Origin of the sequence: Streptomyces mutabilis, from assembly GCF_046628145.1 — a bacterium.
Lineage (GTDB): Bacteria > Actinomycetota > Actinomycetes > Streptomycetales > Streptomycetaceae > Streptomyces > Streptomyces mutabilis.
Map to the genome: position 1 here is coordinate 6357049 of NZ_CP176874.1, position 18544 is coordinate 6375592.

The window sequence follows — 18544 nt, forward strand, 5'->3', positions numbered from 1 at the left end:
GGTGGTGGAGCCGCATCCTCACCCCACCTTGGAGGCCGTTCATGCGCACCACGACGAAGACCAGGACCACCCTCGCCGTCCTCGGTTCGGCGCTCGCGCTCGGCGTCGCCGCCGCCCCCGCCCAGGCGGCCCCCGCGGACAAGCCGCAGGTGCTCTCCTCGTTCACGCAGACCAGCGCGACCAGCCAGAACGCGTGGCTCGCGGCCAACCGCAACCAGTCCGCCTGGGCCGCCTACGGGTTCGACTGGTCGACCGACGGCTGCACCCAGGCGCCCGACAACCCCTTCGGCTTCCCGTTCGACAACGCCTGCGCGCGCCATGACTTCGGCTACCGCAACTACAAGGCGGCCGGCCAGTTCGACGCCAACAAGAGCCGCCTCGACAGCGCCTTCTACGAGGACATGAAGCGCGTCTGCACCGGCTACACCGGCGAGAAGAACACGGCCTGCAACAGCACCGCCTGGACGTACTACCAGGCCGTCAAGATCTTCGGCTGACCCGCGGCACGGGCCGGCCCTCCGGCGGGAGCCGGCCCGAGCCCCGCCGGAGAGGGTCCGAGCCGAGGAGAGGAAGGCGCATGCGCAGCGTCGTCATCGTGGGTGCCGGAGTGATCGGCCGATCCGTGGGACTCGCACTGCGACGGCACGGCGTGACCACCTACCTGACCGACGCCGACCCCGAGGCGGCGCTGGCCGGCGAACGGTGCGGCGCGGGCTTCGCCGCGCGCCCTCCGAGGCAGGCCGACATCGCGGTCCTCGCGGTGCCGCCCGATCAGGTGGCCCCGGCCCTCGCCGAGCACCAGAAGCTCGGCACCGCCCGCTGCTACACCGATGTCTTCGGCGTCAAGGTGCCCCTGCACCGTGAGGTCCGGGCCTACGGCTGCGACCTGACCTCGCTGGTCAGCGGCGCCCCCGTGGTCGGGGGCGGACAAGGCCCGGCCCAGCCGCGGGCCGACCTCTTCGACGGCAGGCCCTGGGCGCTCACCCCCACCGAGGCCACCGGGAACCTCGCCCTGAACTGCGCGCTGGAACTGGTCGCACTGTGCGGGGCGGTCTCGGTGCTGCTGGCCCCCGAGGCACACGACCGCGCCGTGGCACTCGTCTCGCACGCCCCGCACCTGGTCGCGAGCCTGGTCGCCGCGCGCCTGCTGGGCGGCGACGAGTCTGCCGTACGGCTGGCCGGCCAGGACCTGCGCGACGTGACCAGGACCGCGGACGGCGACCCGGAGCGCTGGGCGGAGATCCTGACCGCCAACGCCGGTCCCGTGGCCGACCAGTTGGACGACTGGGCGGCCGAGGCGCAGGTGATGGCCCGCGAACTGCGGGACGCCGCCCGGTCCGGGGACGCGACCGGCCCGGTCCGGCTGCGGGAGACCCTGCGCTTCGGTGCGGCGGGACGGGCCCGCATCCGGGAGCCGGACACGCCCCGGCCCTGAGCCGGGCCGAAGGACCAGCGCGCGGACAGCACCACCGACACGGACCGGCAACACCGACGGAAAGGACACCACCATGCGCGGAATCCTGCGCGCCGCGGCTCTCGCCGGGGCCATCGGCGCGGCCGCCCTGCTCCCGCCGACGACGGCCTCCGCCACGCCCGACGGGCCGGCGGCCCCCGGCTGCCTGACGGACAGTGAGGCCGAGGACTTCGGCAGGGGCGAGATCACCGTATGCGTCGACGACGGCGGCGTGCGCGTGACCGGGTACGTCGAGGACCTCAAGCCCGGCGGCCCCTTCACGGGTGGCGACTCCGGCTGCGTCGCCTGGTCCATCGACTGGCAGACCGCCACCGGAGCCGACTCCAGCAGCAGCCACATGGCCTGCCCGCACTTCCCGGGCGGCGAGGCGTACGTCGAGTTCGACTACGACCCGACCGAGTCGGAGTACGGCCCGAAGGACGTCACCGGTGTGCGGGACACGAGCCTCGCGCTGGTCTTCATGTGACGGCCCTGCCCAAGAGCCCCCGGAAGAACCCCCGGCCGGAAGAACCCCTGCCGTAAGAAAGGGGAAAGCGGCGAAGCGGACGACCAAGGTCCAGGCGTGGCACCGTTCGGCCCACGGAGATCGCACAGACTTCTGTCGACCAAGGTCATGAAAGCGCCGTCCCCGCTGTCACCTCGCGGTTTCCCCTCCTAACGTCATCAGTGTTCCTGCTTCCGACGAAGTGAGCGCTGATGACGAAAGTGACCGGAGCCGGCCGTGCGGGGCGTCGATGCGCGGCCCTCGCGGCCGCCCTGCTGCTGGCCGTCGCGCCCTCCTGCGAGGGCGGGCGGAGCGCGGCGGCAGCCCCGGCACCCGAGGCGGCCCTGCCCGCGCCGGCCCTGCCCGCGCCGACCGGCGCCCTGCCGGTCGGTATGCGCACGACGCAGTTGAGCGACACCTCCCGGCCCGACCCCTGGAACCCCGACCGGCACCGCGAGCTGACGGTCTCGCTCTGGTACCCCGCACTGCCCTCCCGCGCGCCGCACGCCTCCTACGTCACCGCGCGGGAGTCGGAGCTGATCCTGCGCTTCCACCGCGTGCGCGGCGTACCCGCCGACCTGCTCAGCCGCACCCGCGTCCACGCGCGCCTGGCCCCGCCGCCGCTCCCCGGGCCCGCGCGCGGCCTGCCCCTCGTGCTGCTGTCACCGGGCTTCGCGCTGCCCCGTACCTCGCTGACCGGACTGGCCGAGGAGCTGGCGAGCCGGGGTTACGCCGTCGCCGCCGTGGACCACGCCTACGAGGCCCCGGCCATCAGCCACCCCGACGGCCGCGTCACCGGCTGTCTGGCCTGCGAACGGCGTCCCGAGGGCGCCCGGGTGGCCGCCGTCCGCGCCGCCGACCTCCGCTTCCTGCGCGAGCGGCTGCTCCGGTCGCCCGGCACCGCGGGGCTGCCGCCCCTGGACCCGTCGCGGGTGGCGGTGGTGGGCCACTCCATGGGCGGTGCCGCGGCCTTCGAGGCACTGCGCACCGATGCGGGCTTCGCCGCCGCGGTCAATCTGGACGGCACCGTGCACACGGCCGGGAAGAGCCCGGTGGACCGGCCGTTCCTGCTGCTCGGCGCGGGCGGGCACGGCCGCCCCGGCGCCGACGCCACCTGGGGGCGGACCTGGCGGGACCTGTCCGGCCCGCGCCGCTGGCTGTCGGTGCGCGGCGCGGGGCACCTCTCCTTCACCGACTACGCCCCGCTCCTGGAGCGGACCGGAGCGGCCGGCCCCGAGGTCACGCTCGGCGCGGCGGACGCCCAGCGGATCACCCGGGAGCTGGTGGTCGCCCACCTCGACGAGCGGCTGCGGCAGCACGGCCCCCGTCTCGACGCGGCGGTCCGGCACGCCCCGGAGGTCGTCGACCACGGCCGCTGAACAGTCCGCGGCGGCCCGTGGAAAAACGGATCGATATCGGAAGGAAAGACGGTCCCCGTACCTTGACCGGAGTCGGCAGGGTCCGCGACTCGCGCAGAGTTCACCCGACGCTCCCGGAAGGAATGAAGACGTGACCAATCCGTTCGAAGACGCAGACGGCCGCTACCTCGTGCTGGTCAATGAGGAGGGGCAGCACTCGCTGTGGCCCTCGTTCGTGGACGTGCCCGCGGGGTGGACGGTCGCCTTCGGCGAGTCCGACCGGGAGGCGTGCCTGGAGTACGTGGAGAAGAACTGGACCGACATGCGGCCCAGGAGCCTCGTCGAGGCGATGAGCGCCGGCAACTGACGCCTGGCGAACGCGACGGCCCGTACCACCCCGGCCGGGGTGTACGGGCCGTTGTCGTGTCCCGGCTCAGTCGGTGAGCGCCGCCCCGCACGGGGTGGCGGCCGTCAGGCAGTGGAAGGCGTGCAGCCGCACCAACTCCTGCCACCGGTAGCGCATCTCGCCCCAGGCGCCGCCGCGGCCCACCGCCTCCAGGAGCTGGGCGTCGACCAGGGTCTCGATCAGGTCCTCGGCCTCCAGCAGGTCCGTGCCGAGCACCTGCGCCGCCTGGGCGGCGTCGAAGTCCGTGTCGTCGAGACGGCTCAACTCCCGGTAGGCGTAGGCCACCCTGGGGTCCAGCTCCCGCATGCTGCGGTCCAGCCGGGCGCGCAGCGAGTCGTCCCCGATGCTGAGTTCCGCCAGCCGGTCGCCCGAGCGCTCCAGGCGGCGCACCAGATCGAGGACCCGCCAGTGCGTCTTGGTGAGCAGCCGGGCCGCGGCGGCCCGCAGCGCGAGGGGAGTGTGCCCGCACAGCGCGGCGAGCCGGCTGGTCGCCTCGGGGGATTCCTCCGCCCTGGCGTCCCGCAGCACGCTGGTCAGCGTCTCGCGGGACTCGTCGTCCGACAGCGGCGCCACGCGCAGGCGCAGGGCGCGGTACTTCTGCATCAGCTCGTCCAGGTTGGCCCGGCCGGTGATGAGGACGCAGCACCCGCCGCTCGTGGGCAGCAGATGACGTACCTGGGTGTACGACGAGGCGTGGTCGAGCACGATCAGGACGCGCCTGCCCTCCAGCATCCCGCGATACCGCTCGGCCGCGTCCGCGGGCTCGGCGGGCAGCGGGCCCTCGGCTCCCAGCTGGCGCAGGAACTGGTGGAGCACCCCCAGGGTGTCTCCCTCCCGGAGGTCGGCGAACAACTGCCCGTCGGGGAATCTGTGGGCCGCGCGGTGCGCCCAGTTGACGGCGAGGCTCGTCTTTCCGATTCCGGGACTTCCGGTGATGTAGGCGATGGGGGAGGGATTCTGCGCGGATCCGTCGAGCAGCACGTCATCCATCAGCCACTGCTCTCGACTACGCCCGATGAAGTAGGCGTCGCTTTCCGGAAGCTGACTGGGAACGGTCTGCTGTCTGTCTCTTTGCTGCATCGTTATGCCCGGGACGTCGAGCTGGGGGAATTCGTCCCGGAGGATCGAGTCGTGCAGCGCCTGGAGGTCGGTGCCCAGTTCAAGACCGATCTCTTCGATGGAGTGGCGCATTCCGTCGCGAAATGTCGTCAGCGCCTCCGCACGCCGGCCCGAACGGTACTGGGCGAGCATCAGGTAGTAGCGCAGCCGGTCCCGCAGTGGACAGGCGCCGACCAGTGCCTGGAGTTCGCCCAGCACGGCCTGGTGCTCGCCGAGTTGGAGGCGCAGCGCCGTGAGCTGTTCCACGGCCAGCATCCGCTGTTCGTCGAGGCGGGCCGCCTCGGTCTCGGCGAACGGCGCGTAGACGCCGCCGAGCGCGGGGCCGCGCCACAGGGCCAGCGCCTGGCGCAGCGCATCAGCCGCGGGCGCCGGGCGGTTCTCGGCCGTCAGCTCCGTGGCCCGGGCGACCAGTTGTTCGAAGCGGAGCGAGTCCAGCGAGTGGCCGGTGAGGCTGAGCATGTAGCCGGGCGTGGCCGTGATGATGGTTTCCCGGTCCAGGCCGGCGGTGCGGAAGATCTTGCGCAGAGTGGCGATGCAAATGGCCACCTGAGTGCGCGCCGTGCTCGGCGGACGGCCGTTCCAGACCTTTTCTATCAGGGCATCAAAAGAGACCACCTGATTGAACGAGAGAAGCAGTGCGGAAAGTACGGCACGTTGCCTGGGGCCGCCCACGGTAAGGCCTCGGCCGTTCATGCTCACTTCGAGCGGCCCGAGCACTCCGAATTCGAGACCGACTGCGGGAAACTCCTTTTGGGAATTCTCCGCATTGCCGATTCCCTTGTTTATCGGTTCTATCAGCCGAAGATTCATGACCTCTTGATACCCCCGCGTCAAGTTGTGCTGATGTCTGCGTGCTGTGACTCTCCGAATCCGTTACATGTCGTGGACATGAAATCTGTGCGTAGGCCGAGTCAGCCGGGTTCACCGCTGGTAGGGCCCTCGTTGCCATGTCGCTCACCTCCGGATCCGGTCTCTGTGCGTCAGCGGTTCCTGGTCTGCGTGAGTTCCTCACTTCCGTTCGGTGCCGTACGTCCGGGCCCGGTGGCCGGGCGGCAGTGTGAGGGGGAGCGGTGCGAATGTCGCGGTCGTGGTCGCCGGCGCCGCGCTGCCTGCGGTTCGGCCCAATGTGACCTGCGTATTTTTACCGTCGTAGCCGGCTCCCCCCTGCCTGCAGTCGAATAATACGGATCTTCTTCAACTCCAACACTCAACTTTCGTCAGGTCTCTGCCCTGGCTTTGGTCAGTGCGGCGTTTCCCATTCCCTCGAGGCTTGGATCCGGCCCCGTGGTTACCCGTCGGTCACCTTCCCCGTGGATAGCCGGAAAATGCGAAGTCCGCTGGTCGCGGCGGATCTTGCGGTGCGCTGCGACCGACGGGACCGGGGTGGGCCGGAGGCGTCGCGTCCGGTCGAACCGGAGGGACTTTGGCTGGATCCGCACGCTCGCGGCGACAGGAAGCCGTACAAACGGAAGGGACGCCCGGCACGGACCGGGCGTCCCTTCCTCTCACCGGGCGGTACGGGGGACGACCGCCCGGTCGCTCACTTGGCGTCGAGCCTGCGCCGCATCCGGGCCCAGACCACCTCCAGGATCAGTCCGGCGACCGCCGCACAGGCGACCGCCGCCCACGGGGCCGCGACACCGACAAGCTTCAGCTGGAAGAACTCCTGGAGCCACGGCACCACCAGCACCACGGCGAAGCTCACCGCCATGGCCAGCACCAGCAGCACCCGCCACCAGGTGTACGGGCGGGCGATGATGGCCAGGGCCCACAGCGCGGTCAGGAAGAGCGCGAGGGTCGCTGCCGAGGTCTCGGCGTCCAGGTTGTCGTCGTACACGGACCGGGCGATCAGGTAGGCGACCGAGGTCGCGGTGGCCGCCAGCGCGCCGGCCGGGACCGCGAACCTGAGGACGCGGCCGACGAAGTCGGGCCGGGCACGCTCATGGTTGGGGGCGAGCGCGATGAAGAACGCGGGGATGCCGATGGTGAGGGAGCCGACCAGGGTGATGTGGCGCGGCAGGAACGGGTAGGGCACCTGGGCGATCACGACGACCAGCGCCATCAGCACCGAGTACACGGTCTTGGTGAGGAACAGGTTGGCCACCCGCTCGATGTTGCCGATGACCCGGCGCCCCTCCGCGACCACCGAGGGCAGCGCGGAGAAGTTGTTGTTCAGCAGGACGATCTGCGCGACCGCCCGCGTGGCCGGGCTGCCCGATCCCATCCCCACGCCGATGTCCGCGTCCTTGAGCGCGAGGACGTCGTTGACGCCGTCGCCGGTCATCGCCACCGTGTGGCCGCGCGACTGCAGGGCGCCCACCATGTCCCGCTTCTGCTGCGGCCCCACCCGCCCGAAGATGGAGTTCTCCTCGACGGCGTCGGCGAGTTCCCTCGGGTCCTCGGGCAGGAACCGGGCGTCCACCGGCCGCTCCGCTCCCGGCAGCGACAGGCTGGACGCGACGGCGCCCACCGAGACGGCGTTGTCGCCCGAGATCACCTTCGCCGTCACGCCCTGGTCGGCGAAGTACCGGAGGGTGGCCGGCGCCTCCTGCCGCACCCGCTGCTTGATGACGACGAGCGCGGCCGGAGTGACCGCGTCGGGTACGGCGCCGGGGTCCTCCATGAGCAGGTCCAGCGGTCGCGAACAGCGTGCGAGGAGCAGCACGCGCAGCCCCCGCGCCCCGTAGGAGTCAGCGGCGGTGAGCACCGAGTGGCCGGCCGGCAGCATCGTGTCCGGGGCTCCGAGCAGCCATGCCGACTCGGCGCCGGACGGCTCGACGAAGGAGGCGCCGCTCCAGCGCCGCGCGGACGAGAAGGGCGCGGTGGCGGTGCGCCGCCAGTCCTCGGGCGCGGGGTAGGACTCGATGATCGCCTGGAGGCTGGCGTTGGGGCGCTCGTCGGCGGCGCCGAGGGCGCCGAGCACCGCCTCGGCCGGCACGTCCGGCAGCAGTTTCAGGACCTCGTCGACGTCCATCGAGGCCTCGGTGAGCGTCCCCGTCTTGTCCAGGCAGACCGTGTCCACCCGGGCCAGCCCCTCGATCGCGGGCAGCTCCTGCACGAGGCACTGCTTCTTGCCGAGCCGGACCACGCCGACCGCGAAGGCCAGGGAGGTCAGCAGCACCAAGCCCTCGGGGACCATGGGGACGAGACCGCCCACCATGCGGCGGATCGCCTCCGAGAAGTTGTCGTCGTTCACCACGAACTGCGTGATGATCAGCGCGACACCCGCCGGGATGATCGCGTAGGTGACGAACTTCAGGATCCGGTCGATGCCGTTGCGCAGCTCGGAGTTGACGAGGCTGAAGCGCTTCGCCTCCTCGGCGAGCTGCGAGGCGTACGCCTCCCGGCCCACCCGGGTGGCGGTGAACGTCCCCGACCCGGCGACCACGAAGCTGCCGGACATCACCGGGTCGCCGGGTTGCTTGACCACCGGGTCGGCCTCGCCGGTGAGCAGCGATTCGTCGACCTCCAGGTTGTCGCCCGAGGTGACCGTGCCGTCCACCACGATCTTGTCGCCCTGGCCGAGGTCGATGGTGTCGTCGATGACGATGTCGGAGGCGCTGAGCTCGACCCGCTGCCCGTCCCGCCAGACGCGGGGCCGGCTCTCGCCGACGATCGCGAGCTGGTCCAGGGTCCGCTTGGCGCGTACCTCCTGGATGATGCCGATCAGCGTGTTGGCGAGGATGACCCCGCCGAACAGCCCGTCCTGCACCGGTCCGACGATCATCACGATGACGAACAGCACGCCGATGATCGCGTTGATGCGCGTGAACAGGTTGCTGCGGACGATCTCGCCGATGCTGCGGCTCGACCGGGCCGGCACATCGTTGACCTGTCCCGCCGCGACCCGTTCGGCGACCTCGGCCGCGGTGAGGCCGCCTCTCCCGCCGACGCGTGTCGTGCCCCCCGGCTCGTCCAACTGGTTCTTCATCCCTGACGCCCTCCCGGGCTCGACTCCGCGCTCAGTTCCGGTCTTGGCTGCATCCCCCGCGAAGTGACTGTAGGAGCCCGTCATCCACCGTCACCAGGCACGAACGACGTCTCTTCCGCCTTACTTTCGACAGGGACGGATCTTGGCCCGGCGGGGCGAAAACCGATCGATATCGAGGAGAAAGACGACGCTCCTAGGGTCGTGCCCGCACGTTCGGCGGGCATCGCCTAGGCCCGCGTTCACCCCCACCCGAGGAGATCCCGACGCATGCACGCACAGACGAGCGGACGCCCCGTGGCCGGGGACGACGTGCGGGGACAGCTGGCGGAACTGCGGCGGAACCACCCCGAGTTGCACGCCCTCGCCGACCCGCGCAGGGTCGCCGCCTGGGAGGCGGCCACGGACAACGCCCCACCGCGGCACGATGACTTCGGCGCCGACGGCGAGGGCAGCCGGGGCGTGGAGTACGTGCAGGCACAGACCCTCAACCGGCGGGCCCGCGAGACCGGTATCAGGAAGCTCCTGGGATTCGCCGACACCGCCCGCCGCTCGCCGTACGGCGAGCGGCCCGTCCTGGTCGACCTGCTGGGCGGGGACGGGCTGGTCCGCAAGGTCTGCGACGACCTGGGCATCGGCGACTTCAACATCCTCACCTGCGACGCGTCCCCCCACATGGTGACGACGGCGTGGGCGGCGGGCGTACCCGCCCTGCTCCAGCGGGCCGAGCAGCCGTTGCTGCGCGACCGCAGCGTGGAGGCCGTGCTCCTGGCCTACGGCTCGCACCACGTGCCGCCCTCGGACCGCCAGACGGTGGCCACCGAGGCACACCGGATGCTCCGCCCCGGCGGGGCGTTCGTCCTGCACGACTTCCTCGTCGGCTCGCCCGTGGACGTGTGGTTCGAGGAGATCACCGACGTGTACTCGGCGACCGGCCACAAGTTCCTGCACTTCACCCGGGACGAGATCGACGGATACCTGGAGAAGGCCGGATACGACCACCGCGAGGTGGTGGAGATCGACGACCCGTACACCGCCGTCGGCGCCACCCCCGAGGAGGCCGAGCTGGAGATCGGCCGATACCTGCTCAACATGTACGGCCTGGTCAAGGTCTTCGAGGGCCGCACCGAGACCGAGGCGTACCGCTGGGTGGCCGAGACCGCCAAGGCCGTCTTCCGCTACCCGGACACCCCGGGGAGCCTCGCCTCCTGCGAACTGCGCCGGGAGGAGGCCACCGGCGGGTGGCGCGTCACCATCCCCCGGCGCGCCGTCGTCGGCGTGGGCCGGATCTCCTCCGCCGCCGGGAAAGCGGCATGACCGCCCAGGCCGCCGAGCCGCGCACCGCAGACGCACGGGACGCACAGGAGGCACAGGAGGCACAGGAGGCACGGGAGGCGGCCGAGGCGGCCCGCGCCACCGTCCCGGACCGCTCCACCGCCGCCGCACTGGCCCGGGAGCACGACGTCATCCCGCTCCACCAGGAGTTCCTGGACGACGCCGTCAGCCCCGTCACCGCCTTCTCCCAGCTGTGCGGACCGGACGATGCGGGCTTCCTGCTGGAGAGCGTGCCGGTCTCCGGCGGGGTGGCACGCTACTCGTACGTCGGCCACCGCCCGGTACCGCTGGATCTGCCCGGCGGCGACCCGCTGACCGCGCTGCGCGCCTTCCTGGCCCGCTCCGCGGCCCCGGTGCACGGACTGCCGCCCTTCCACGGCGGGATCGTCGGCTACCTCGGCTACGAGGTGGCCCGCCACTTCGAGGACCTGCCCCTCGCGGCGGGAGAGCCGCCCGGCCTGCCCGAGTCCGCCTTCCTGGCCGCCGACGACCTCGTCGTCTTCGACCACGCCACCCGGCGGATCCTGCTGATGACCCTCTACCGCCCGGCCCTGGAGTCCTACGACGACGCCGTCGCCCGGATCACGCACCTCAACCGCAGGCTCCGCGACGCGGACCGGCCCGCCGGGTTCGCCGGCCGCCCGCTCGCCGACACCGCTCCGGCGGGCACCGACACGGACGGCTGGACCGCCAACCTCACCGAGGCGGAGTTCACGGACCGCGTCGCCCGCGCCCGCGAGCACATCGCCGCCGGCGACGCCTTCCAGATCGTGCTCTCCCGGCGGCTCAGCAGACCCCTGCGCGCCGCACCGCTCGACCTGTACCGGCACCTGCGGGCGACCAACCCCTCGCCGTACATGTACCACCTGAGCCTCGGCGGCGGCCGGCACATCATCGGCGCCTCGCCCGAACTCCTCGTCAAGGCGACCGGCCGCACGGTACGCACCCGTCCCTTGGCCGGCACCCGGCCCCGGCACCCCGACCCGCAGGAGGACCTGCGGTTGGAGCGGGAACTGCTCGCCGACGAGAAGGAACGCGCCGAGCACGTGATGCTGGTCGACCTCGGACGCAACGACCTCGGCCGGGTCACCGAACCGGGCACCGTCCGGGTGGAGCGGCTCATGCGGGTCGAGCGCTTCTCCCACGTGATGCACCTGTCGTCCACGGTCGCCGGCCGGCTCGCACCGGGCCGGGACGCGCTGGACGCCCTGCGCTCCGCCTTTCCCGCCGGCACGCTCTCCGGAGCACCCAAGATCCGGGCGATGGAGATCATCGCCGAGCTGGAGCCCGAGCGGCGCGGCGTGTACGGCGGCGCCCTCGGGTTCGTCGGCGCGGACGGGCTGACCGACTTCGCCATCGCGCTGCGCACCATGGTCGTCGCCGACGGACAGGTGCACGTACAGGCGGGCGCCGGGATCGTCGCCGACTCCGACCCCGCCGCCGAGTTCCGCGAGACACTCCACAAGTCGCGGGCCATGCTCACGGCCGTACGGCGGGCGGAGGCCGCGACATGAGCGCGCCGCGGGGAGCCCGACCGGGTCCCGGGCCAGGGGTCGCGGTCGTCGACAACTACGACTCGTTCACCTACAACCTCGTCCACTACGTCGCTGAACAGGGCGGCCGACCCACCGTCTTCCGCAACGACGCCGTCGGCCTCGCCGACCTCGCGGCGTTCGACCTGCTGCTGCTCTCACCGGGACCCGGCACGCCCGCCGAGGCGGGGATCTGCGTCGAGGCGGTCCGCGAGCTGGGCGCACGGCTGCCGATCCTCGGCGTGTGCCTGGGGCACCAGAGCATCGCCACCGCCTTCGGCGGCTCGGTGGTGCGCGGCGAGCAGGTGCACGGCAAGGCCTCGGCGGTGCACCACGACGGCAGCGGCGTCCTCGCCGGCCTGCCCGACCCGTTCACCGCCACCCGGTACCACTCGCTCGTGGTCGCGCCCACCGGTCTGCCGGACGAACTGGTCGTCACCGCCCGCACGGCGGACGGCACGATCATGGGCCTGCGCCACCGCGAACACCCCGTCCACGGGGTGCAGTTCCACCCCGAGTCGGTGCTCAGCCCCGAGGGCAAGCAGCTGATCGCGAACTTCCTGGAGTGCGCTGATGATTGAGGCACTGAGAACGCTCGTACGACGGCCCCTCACCGAGAGCGAGGCCGCCGAGGCGATGCGCGTGATCATGCGCGGCGAGGCGACGGCGGCCCAGATCGCCGGATTCGCGCTGGCCGTGACGGTGCGCGGCGCGTCCGTGGACGACCTGGCCGGCATGGCCCGCGCCGCCCAGGAATTCGCCACGCCCGTACCGTGCGAGGGTGACCTGCTCGACACCTGCGGAACCGGTGGCGACGGTCTGAACACCTTCAACATCTCCACCACGTCCGCGATCGTCGCCGCCGCCTGTGGGGTGCGGGTCGCCAAGCACGGCAACCGCAGCGCCTCCTCCGCCTGCGGCAGCGCCGACGTGCTGGAGGAACTGGGCATCCGCATCGACCTCGGCGCCGAGGAGGCCGCGGCCTGCCTGGACCGCGCCGGGATCACCTTCCTGTTCGCCCCGGTCTTCCACCCGGCCTTCCGGCACACGGCAGGCCCGCGCCGGGAACTGGGCGCGCGCACCGTCTTCAACCTGCTCGGGCCGCTGTGCAACCCCTCGGGTGCCCGGCTGCGCACCCTGGGTGTGCCGAGCCGCGACCTGGTGGAACCGATGACCGAGGTCCTCGACCGGCTCGGCGTCAGGAGCGCCCTGGTCTTCCACAGCGAGGACGGCATGGACGAACTGAGCACCGGCGCGCCGGCCCACATGGTCGAGCTGCGCGACGGCCGCCGCACCGCCCACCGCTTCGACCCCGCCGAGTACGGGCTGGCCAGGTCCCGCCCCGGCGACCTGGCCGGCGGCGACCGCGCCGTCAACGCGGCCGTCGTCCGCCGCGTCCTGGCCGGCGAACGCGGGCCCGCCCGGGACGTCGTGCTGCTCAACGCGGCGGCGGCCCTGCGCGTCGCCGACCTGGCCGGCACCTGGCCCGACGCGCTGCGGCTGGCCGGGTCCGCCGTGGACGACGGTGCCGCCGCCGACCTGCTCGACCGCTGGACCCGCGCCTCATGGCAGCGCGCGGACGTGGAGGTGCCGGCATGAGCGGCATCCTCGACACCCTCGTCGCCGACGCGGAACTCCAGACGCGACGCCGGCGCGCGGCACGTCCCGAGGCGGAACTGACCGCCCTGGCCGCCGCCGCACCCCCGGCCCGGGACTTCGCCGCCGCCCTGCGCGGACCGGGCCTCGGGGTCATAGCGGAGATGAAGCCGCGCAGCCCCTCCAAGGGGCCGCTCACCGACGACTACCGGCCCGCCGAACTGGCCCGCGCCTACCAGGAAGGCGGCGCCCACGCCCTGTCGGTACTCACCCACGAGGCCGGCTTCGGCGGCAGCCCCGAGCACCTGGCCGTCGCCCGCGCCGCCTGCGACCTGCCCGTGCTGCGCAAGGACTTCATCACCGACGAGTACCAGATCCTGGAGGCCCGCGCGCTCGGCGCCGACGCCCTGCTGCTGATCGTCGCCGTACTCAGTCCCGAACGGCTCACCGAACTCCTCGCCCGCACCCGGGCCCAGGGCATGGCGGCACTGGTCGAGGTGCACGACGAGCGCGAGGTGGACGTGGCCCTCGCCGCGGGCGCCGACATCATCGGCGTCAACCACCGCGACCTGCGGGACTTCTCGATCGACCGGACACTGTCGGCCCGGCTGCGCGGGCGGGTGGGCACCGGACGCGTCATGGTCGGGGAGAGCGGAGTCCGCGGCGCGGCGGACGCCCGCGCACTGGAAGGGGCCGGAGTGGACGCGGTCCTGGTCGGAGAACTGCTCATGCGGGCCGGGGATCCCGGTGCCACGATCAAGGAACTGGTCGGATGACGGCGAGCGACACCCACACGACACGACGGGCGGTCCCGGACGGGACCCGGACGGCGGGCGGCGGTGGACCGGCCGCGTGGAGCCCGGACTCGTGGAGCCCGGACTCGTGGCGCGGCCGCCCGGCCGCCCAGCAACCGGACTGGCCCGATCCCGAGGAACTGCGCGGGGTGGAGAACACCCTCGCGCTGCGCCCGCCGCTGGTGCTCCCCGAGGAGATCCTCGACCTGCGCCGCTCCCTGGCCCAGGTAGCGGCGGGGGAGGGCTTCCTGCTCCAGGCGGGCGACTGCGCGGAACGTTTCGGCTCCTGCACCGAGGCCGGGGTGCGCGGCAAGCTGCGGGTGATCCTCCAGGTGGCCATCCTGCTCACCTACGGATCCGGACTGCCGGTGGTGAAGGTGGGCCGCATCGCCGGCCAGTTCGGCAAGCCCCGCAGCCGGCCCACGGAGACCGTCGACGGCGTCGAACTGCCCGCCTTCCGCGGCGACATCGTCAACCGGCCCGAGTTCACCGCCGAGGCCCGCCGCCCGGACGCGGGCCGGCTGCTGAGCGCCTACCACCACGCGTCGGCGGCCCTGAACGTGCTGCGCGCGCTGACGCTGGGCGGCTACGCCGATCTGGGCCAGGTCCACGACTGGAACCAGGCGTTCGTCCGGCGCAGCGCCGCCGGACAGCGGTACGAGAAGGCCGCCGACGACATCACCCGGGCCCTCAGGTTCATGGCCGCGTGCGGCGTGGACACCCGCTCCCAGGCGGCCCTGCACCAGGTGCAGCTCTACACCTCGCACGAGGCACTGCTGCCGCAGTACGAACAGGCACTCATCCGGTACGACGAGAAGCGGCGCGGCTGGTTCGACACCAGTGCGCACATGCTGTGGATCGGCGACCGCACCCGCCGGCTCGACGGGGCGCACGTGGAGCTGCTGGCCGGGGTGGACAACCCGGTCGGCGTCAAGGTGGGGCCGTCCACCGGCGCCGCCGACCTGCGCGAGCTGTGCGAGCGGCTCGACCCGGACCGCGCCCCGGGCCGCCTCGTCCTGATCAGCCGGCTCGGCGCGGGACGCGGCGCGGAACTGCTGCCGCCGTTGCTCCGGGCCGTGCGGGACGCCGGGCACACCCCGGTGTGGGCCTGCGACCCCATGCACGGCAACACCTTCGTCTCGGAGAGCGGCTACAAGACCCGCCGGCTGTCCGACATCACCACCGAGGTGGCCGAGTTCTTCGCCGTACACCGCGAGGAAGGCCTGCACCCGGGCGGCATCCACCTCGAACTCACCGGCGACGACGTCACCGAATGCCTCGGCGGCGACCTCGACGAGGTGCTGGACACCCACCTGGCCAGCCGCTACGAGACCGCCTGCGACCCGCGGCTGAACGCCGCCCAGTCCATCGAACTCGCCTTCCGGGTGGCGGAGTTCCTGCGCGAACAGCGCAGCGGGGCGTGAGCCGCACTGTCGAAGGTAAGTTCCGCGCCTGACGAACGCCAGGTGTGGCGCGGGAGCCGTCTGCGTAACCTCGGAACGCAGGGGCCTGAATCCCCCGCAGGCCCCGGCGAACCGGCCCGGGGGCGGCGGTCCTACCTCTGCGGACCGCCGCCCCCGGGCCGTCGGCCGGCGACCGGGATCACCTGAGCCGCCCGGTCCGGCCGAGAGCCCTCCGGGATGAGCCTCGCCAGGTCGCGCCGGGCGCTGGCGGGCCGACGCCGGGATGCGCCCCGGCGAGAGGAGGCATCGGCCTCATCGGCTGGACTCCGACCACGACCGGACCGGTTCCTCCACGGCCCGCTTGGGCGCCGCGAAGAGTAGGCTGAACGAACCGGTGGACACTCCGTGCACGGACATTCGCGCCTGTGCCGTTCTCGGTGATCGAATACGCCGGGTCGGCTCAGGCCCGCCCGGGGCAGGGTTCGCGTCATGACTGCGACCGTCTCCCCTCCGCTGACGACCGAAGACCGGCGTCCCACGTCTCCCGTGCGTCTCTCGCTGGTTCCAGAGGGTTCGGCACCGCTCCTGCTGGACGGCGCGTGGTGGCCGCGTTCTCGCGATCTCACCGCCGAACTGCCCGCCCTGGCGTCCGTTCTCGATCCGCTGTGGGGACGGATCACCCGGGTCACGGTGCATCCCGCCCAGTGGCCGGTCGTCCCGCGCAAGGTGCCTGTCGCCGGGCACGTGGTGAAGGTGGGCTGGTTCCGCTCCGAGCAGGACGAGCACGAACTGCTCTTGCTCTCCTACCACGTGGGGCGCTGGAACCTGCTGGTCGTTCCCTCGTGGATGCCTCCGGCTGAGGCCGCGTGGCTGATGACCGCGGCGAGCGACCCGCGCCGGACCGCGACCGCGAGCCGCCTGGTGGCGGATGCCGCGCGTCCGACGGTGACCGCCGAGGCCGACCGTACCGGGGAAGCGGTGTGGGAGTCCGAAGGGGGACACGGAGCCGGTGCCCTCGTCGTTCCCGCGCGGGACCGGGCAGTCACCGAGGCGCCGACGGAACGGCCGGAAAGGGTGTGAGGACGGTGGACATCCTCGTGACGGTGATCGTGCTGCTGGCGGTGATCGCGGCAGGCGCGTTCCTCATCCACCGGCTGAACTCTCAGCACGGGGACAGGAGCGCCGCCTTCCACTACGGCCGTGGCGGTGTGGTCGCACCGGACCGGAAGACCGACGACGGGCCGGCCGCACGCCGACGGGCCGCCGTCGCGAGCGACGCCGACCGGCGCCGGGGCCGCCGGGACGGCGGACGCGGACGGCTGCGCCCTCGACGCCGTACCCGCGACGTACAGGCCCTCAGGCGCGGACACGGGTCCGCCGGAGCGGGGCGCCGGCGTTGTGGAGGCTGGTGAGCGCCAGCCGGTAGGAGGCGACCAAGCCCGTCTCCGCGTAGTCCACGCCCAGGTCCCGGCAGTACCGTCGGACGATGGCGCGGGCCTTGCGCAGGTTGGGGCTGGGCATGCTCGGGAACAGGTGGTGCTCGATCTGGTGGTTCAGCCCGCCGAGCGCCAGGTCGGTGAGCCGGCCGCCGTTGACGTTGCGCGAGGTGAGCACCTGGCGGCGGAGGAAGTCGGGGCGGTCGTCGGCCTTCAGGATCGGCATCCCCTTGTGGTTGGGTGCGAAGATCGCCCCCAGGTAGACGCCGAACAGGCACTGGTGGACGGCGAGGAAGGCGATCGCCATCCCGGGCGGCAGGACCCAGAACAGGGCGGTCAGGTAGACCGCGCAGTGCCCCAACAGCAGGGCGCCGTCGAGGGCCCGGCGCTTGAGCCGGCGGTCGGCCATGGCCCTGCCGCTCGACACGTGCAGGTTGAAGCCCTCCAGCGTGAGCAGGGGGAAGAACAGGAACGCCTGCCAGCGGCCGACCAGGCGGGGCAGCCCGGTGGCGGCGCGGGCCTGGTCCGGGGACCAGACGAGCAGGTCGGGCCCGATGTCGGGGTCGAGGTCCTCGGTGTTGGGGTTGGCGTGGTGACGCGTGTGTTTGTCCTGCCACCAGCCGTAACTCATGCCGATCGACGCGCCGGCGATCCGGCCCGACACCTCGCTGGCCCGTCGGCGGCGGAACACCTGCCGGTGGGCCATGTCGTGGGCGACCAGGGCGACTTGCCCGTACATGACGGCCAGGAACGCGGCGATCGCCAATGTCCACCACGAGGCGCCGACGACGACGAACGCGGCCCATCCGGTGGCGTACAGCCCGGTCACCGCGGTGATCCGTGACATGTAGTAGCCGGGGCGACGCCCCAGCAGTCCGGCATCCGCGATCTTCTTCGACAGCCGGGCGAAGTCGCTGCCGGGTGTGTCGGAACGCGTGGCCGTGGTGGGGGCCATGGTCATGAGGAGGTCTCTCTGAGAAGCGGGCGGATGACTCGGATCGGCCCCAGGGCGAGTCGGGCGCGGGGATCGGGCGCGTACACGGACGTGCCCGCGGCGGCTCCTACCACCGGGGGGCACGGGTTCCCCGCCCGGCGGCACGGCCGCGCGGACGCGCCACCGTCGTCGGGGACGAGGGCCGGGCTACTCCGTCGACGCCGGGCGGTCGGTCGCCCAGTGCGGCGGCCATGAGGAGAGCGGCGGCTTCCTCCGTCGCATTCGGCGGGATCACCTGCAGGTCCCAACGGCCGAGCCCGGGGGAGAGCAGAACGACCCGGTCCGGAACGTGCGGCGACGCGGGGGCCTTGTGCAGGCGTACGACCTGCTCGGCGACGAACATGCGCCCCGGTGCCGCCGACCAGGCCGCGGCGTCCACGGTGACGCCGGTGATGTCGCCCCACGCGCTCGGCAGCGCGGCGAGCATCTTCGGGAGCTGGGTCAGAAGGTCGCGCGAGTGCGGCCACCACACTCCGTCGATCCGGCGCGGCAGCGCGCCGTGCGGCGCGAGACGCAGGCGGACGAGGGGAAGGGGCGGGGTGGACGGTGCCGGTGGAACTGCGGTGTTCACGTTGGGTTCTCTCTGACGAGGTGGGGTGCCGGCCGGTTCGGCAGGGCACGGCGGCCGGCGGTCCGCCGGCCCTGCCGGGGCAGCGCCGGACGTGGCCGGTGGGGGTCGGTTCTG

17 protein-coding genes are annotated in these 18544 nt (G+C 72.5%); 13 read left to right on the plus strand and 4 right to left on the minus strand.

Annotation, left to right across the window (positions count from 1 at the left end):
- Positions 1–41: 41 nt before the first annotated feature.
- The 5 genes from ACLIN4_RS28475 (at position 42) to ACLIN4_RS28495 (ending at position 3683) form a co-directional block, all read left to right on the plus strand.
- On the plus strand, positions 42–497 hold the full coding sequence (locus ACLIN4_RS28475) for a phospholipase (RefSeq protein ID WP_019328560.1): 456 nt from the start codon (positions 42–44) through the stop codon (positions 495–497).
- Positions 498–577: 80 nt separating this feature from the next.
- Positions 578–1435, plus strand: a complete 858-nt coding sequence (locus tag ACLIN4_RS28480; RefSeq protein ID WP_107480459.1) for a prephenate dehydrogenase — start codon at positions 578–580, stop codon at positions 1433–1435.
- A 73-nt stretch (positions 1436–1508) separates the two neighbouring features.
- On the plus strand, positions 1509–1940 hold the full coding sequence (locus ACLIN4_RS28485; RefSeq protein WP_381943135.1) for a hypothetical protein: 432 nt from the start codon (positions 1509–1511) through the stop codon (positions 1938–1940).
- 230 nt (positions 1941–2170) lie between these two features.
- The gene (locus ACLIN4_RS28490) at positions 2171–3337 is read left to right on the plus strand and encodes a lipase (protein WP_289907275.1); all 1167 of its coding nucleotides are present in this window, start codon (positions 2171–2173) and stop codon (positions 3335–3337) included.
- 130 nt (positions 3338–3467) lie between these two features.
- Complete coding sequence (locus tag ACLIN4_RS28495; protein WP_019328564.1) at positions 3468–3683, plus strand: MbtH family protein; 216 nt, start codon at positions 3468–3470, stop codon at positions 3681–3683.
- Between the two features lie 66 nt (positions 3684–3749).
- Here the strand turns inward: ACLIN4_RS28495 and ACLIN4_RS28500 are convergent, their stop codons facing one another.
- The gene (locus ACLIN4_RS28500; protein ID WP_107480008.1) at positions 3750–5651 is read right to left on the minus strand and encodes an AfsR/SARP family transcriptional regulator; all 1902 of its coding nucleotides are present in this window, start codon (positions 5649–5651) and stop codon (positions 3750–3752) included.
- A 730-nt stretch (positions 5652–6381) separates the two neighbouring features.
- The gene (locus ACLIN4_RS28505; protein ID WP_107480009.1) at positions 6382–8772 is read right to left on the minus strand and encodes an HAD-IC family P-type ATPase; all 2391 of its coding nucleotides are present in this window, start codon (positions 8770–8772) and stop codon (positions 6382–6384) included.
- A gap of 267 nt (positions 8773–9039) precedes the next feature.
- Between ACLIN4_RS28505 and ACLIN4_RS28510 the strand changes: the two genes are divergently transcribed.
- The 8 genes from ACLIN4_RS28510 to ACLIN4_RS28545 all read left to right on the plus strand — a co-directional run bounded on the left by ACLIN4_RS28510 (position 9040) and on the right by ACLIN4_RS28545 (position 16841).
- The gene (locus ACLIN4_RS28510; RefSeq protein WP_411576374.1) at positions 9040–10086 is read left to right on the plus strand and encodes a methyltransferase domain-containing protein; all 1047 of its coding nucleotides are present in this window, start codon (positions 9040–9042) and stop codon (positions 10084–10086) included.
- The gene (locus ACLIN4_RS28515; RefSeq protein WP_411576375.1) at positions 10083–11618 is read left to right on the plus strand and encodes an anthranilate synthase component I family protein; all 1536 of its coding nucleotides are present in this window, start codon (positions 10083–10085) and stop codon (positions 11616–11618) included. Before ACLIN4_RS28510 ends, ACLIN4_RS28515 begins: the two co-directional genes overlap by 4 nt.
- Positions 11615–12217 carry an anthranilate synthase component II gene (locus ACLIN4_RS28520; RefSeq protein WP_411576376.1) on the plus strand — a complete coding sequence of 201 codons (603 nt, stop codon included), beginning with the start codon at positions 11615–11617 and terminating at the stop codon, positions 12215–12217. Before ACLIN4_RS28515 ends, ACLIN4_RS28520 begins: the two co-directional genes overlap by 4 nt.
- On the plus strand, positions 12210–13235 hold the full coding sequence (gene trpD / locus ACLIN4_RS28525; protein ID WP_382088379.1) for an anthranilate phosphoribosyltransferase: 1026 nt from the start codon (positions 12210–12212) through the stop codon (positions 13233–13235). The genes ACLIN4_RS28520 and trpD overlap by 8 nt, the downstream gene beginning before the upstream one ends.
- Positions 13232–14008, plus strand: coding sequence for an indole-3-glycerol phosphate synthase TrpC (gene trpC, locus ACLIN4_RS28530; RefSeq protein ID WP_107480536.1), 777 nt, complete (start codon positions 13232–13234; stop codon positions 14006–14008). The genes trpD and trpC overlap by 4 nt, the downstream gene beginning before the upstream one ends.
- Entirely contained in the window at positions 14005–15450 is a 1446-nt protein-coding gene (locus ACLIN4_RS28535; RefSeq protein WP_382088375.1) for a class II 3-deoxy-7-phosphoheptulonate synthase, read from the plus strand. Before trpC ends, ACLIN4_RS28535 begins: the two co-directional genes overlap by 4 nt.
- A 468-nt stretch (positions 15451–15918) precedes the next feature.
- Positions 15919–16509 (plus strand): DUF5994 family protein, encoded by a 591-nt coding sequence (locus ACLIN4_RS28540; RefSeq protein WP_107480582.1) that lies wholly within the window; start codon positions 15919–15921, stop codon positions 16507–16509.
- Positions 16510–16514: 5 nt separating this feature from the next.
- Positions 16515–16841 (plus strand): hypothetical protein, encoded by a 327-nt coding sequence (locus ACLIN4_RS28545; protein ID WP_289907297.1) that lies wholly within the window; start codon positions 16515–16517, stop codon positions 16839–16841.
- On the opposite strand, the gene ACLIN4_RS28550 is transcribed toward ACLIN4_RS28545, so the two are convergent.
- Together ACLIN4_RS28550 and ACLIN4_RS28555 are read right to left on the minus strand one after the other, a co-directional pair.
- Positions 16786–17826, minus strand: a complete 1041-nt coding sequence (locus tag ACLIN4_RS28550) for a fatty acid desaturase family protein (RefSeq protein ID WP_107477720.1) — start codon at positions 17824–17826, stop codon at positions 16786–16788. The two genes, ACLIN4_RS28545 and ACLIN4_RS28550, sit on opposite strands and share 56 nt — an antisense overlap.
- 100 nt (positions 17827–17926) lie before the next feature.
- A complete protein-coding gene (locus ACLIN4_RS28555; protein ID WP_107477719.1) occupies positions 17927–18430 on the minus strand; it encodes a DUF5994 family protein in 504 nt (167 codons plus the stop codon).
- Between the last annotated feature and the right edge of the window lie 114 nt (positions 18431–18544).

Coding starts and splice junctions, on each gene's coding strand:
- ACLIN4_RS28485 (WP_381943135.1), top strand. CDS start 1,509: ATGCGCGGAATCCTGCGCGCCGCGGCTCTCGCCGGGGCCATCGGCGCG.
- ACLIN4_RS28480 (WP_107480459.1), top strand. CDS start 578: ATGCGCAGCGTCGTCATCGTGGGTGCCGGAGTGATCGGCCGATCCGTG.
- ACLIN4_RS28510 (WP_411576374.1), top strand. CDS start 9,040: ATGCACGCACAGACGAGCGGACGCCCCGTGGCCGGGGACGACGTGCGG.
- ACLIN4_RS28515 (WP_411576375.1), top strand. CDS start 10,083: ATGACCGCCCAGGCCGCCGAGCCGCGCACCGCAGACGCACGGGACGCA.
- ACLIN4_RS28505 (WP_107480009.1), bottom strand. CDS start 8,772: ATGAAGAACCAGTTGGACGAGCCGGGGGGCACGACACGCGTCGGCGGG.
- ACLIN4_RS28490 (WP_289907275.1), top strand. CDS start 2,171: ATGACGAAAGTGACCGGAGCCGGCCGTGCGGGGCGTCGATGCGCGGCC.
- ACLIN4_RS28550 (WP_107477720.1), bottom strand. CDS start 17,826: ATGACCATGGCCCCCACCACGGCCACGCGTTCCGACACACCCGGCAGC.
- ACLIN4_RS28535 (WP_382088375.1), top strand. CDS start 14,005: ATGACGGCGAGCGACACCCACACGACACGACGGGCGGTCCCGGACGGG.
- trpC (WP_107480536.1), top strand. CDS start 13,232: ATGAGCGGCATCCTCGACACCCTCGTCGCCGACGCGGAACTCCAGACG.
- ACLIN4_RS28520 (WP_411576376.1), top strand. CDS start 11,615: ATGAGCGCGCCGCGGGGAGCCCGACCGGGTCCCGGGCCAGGGGTCGCG.
- ACLIN4_RS28475 (WP_019328560.1), top strand. CDS start 42: ATGCGCACCACGACGAAGACCAGGACCACCCTCGCCGTCCTCGGTTCG.
- ACLIN4_RS28500 (WP_107480008.1), bottom strand. CDS start 5,651: ATGAATCTTCGGCTGATAGAACCGATAAACAAGGGAATCGGCAATGCG.
- ACLIN4_RS28540 (WP_107480582.1), top strand. CDS start 15,919: ATGACTGCGACCGTCTCCCCTCCGCTGACGACCGAAGACCGGCGTCCC.
- trpD (WP_382088379.1), top strand. CDS start 12,210: ATGATTGAGGCACTGAGAACGCTCGTACGACGGCCCCTCACCGAGAGC.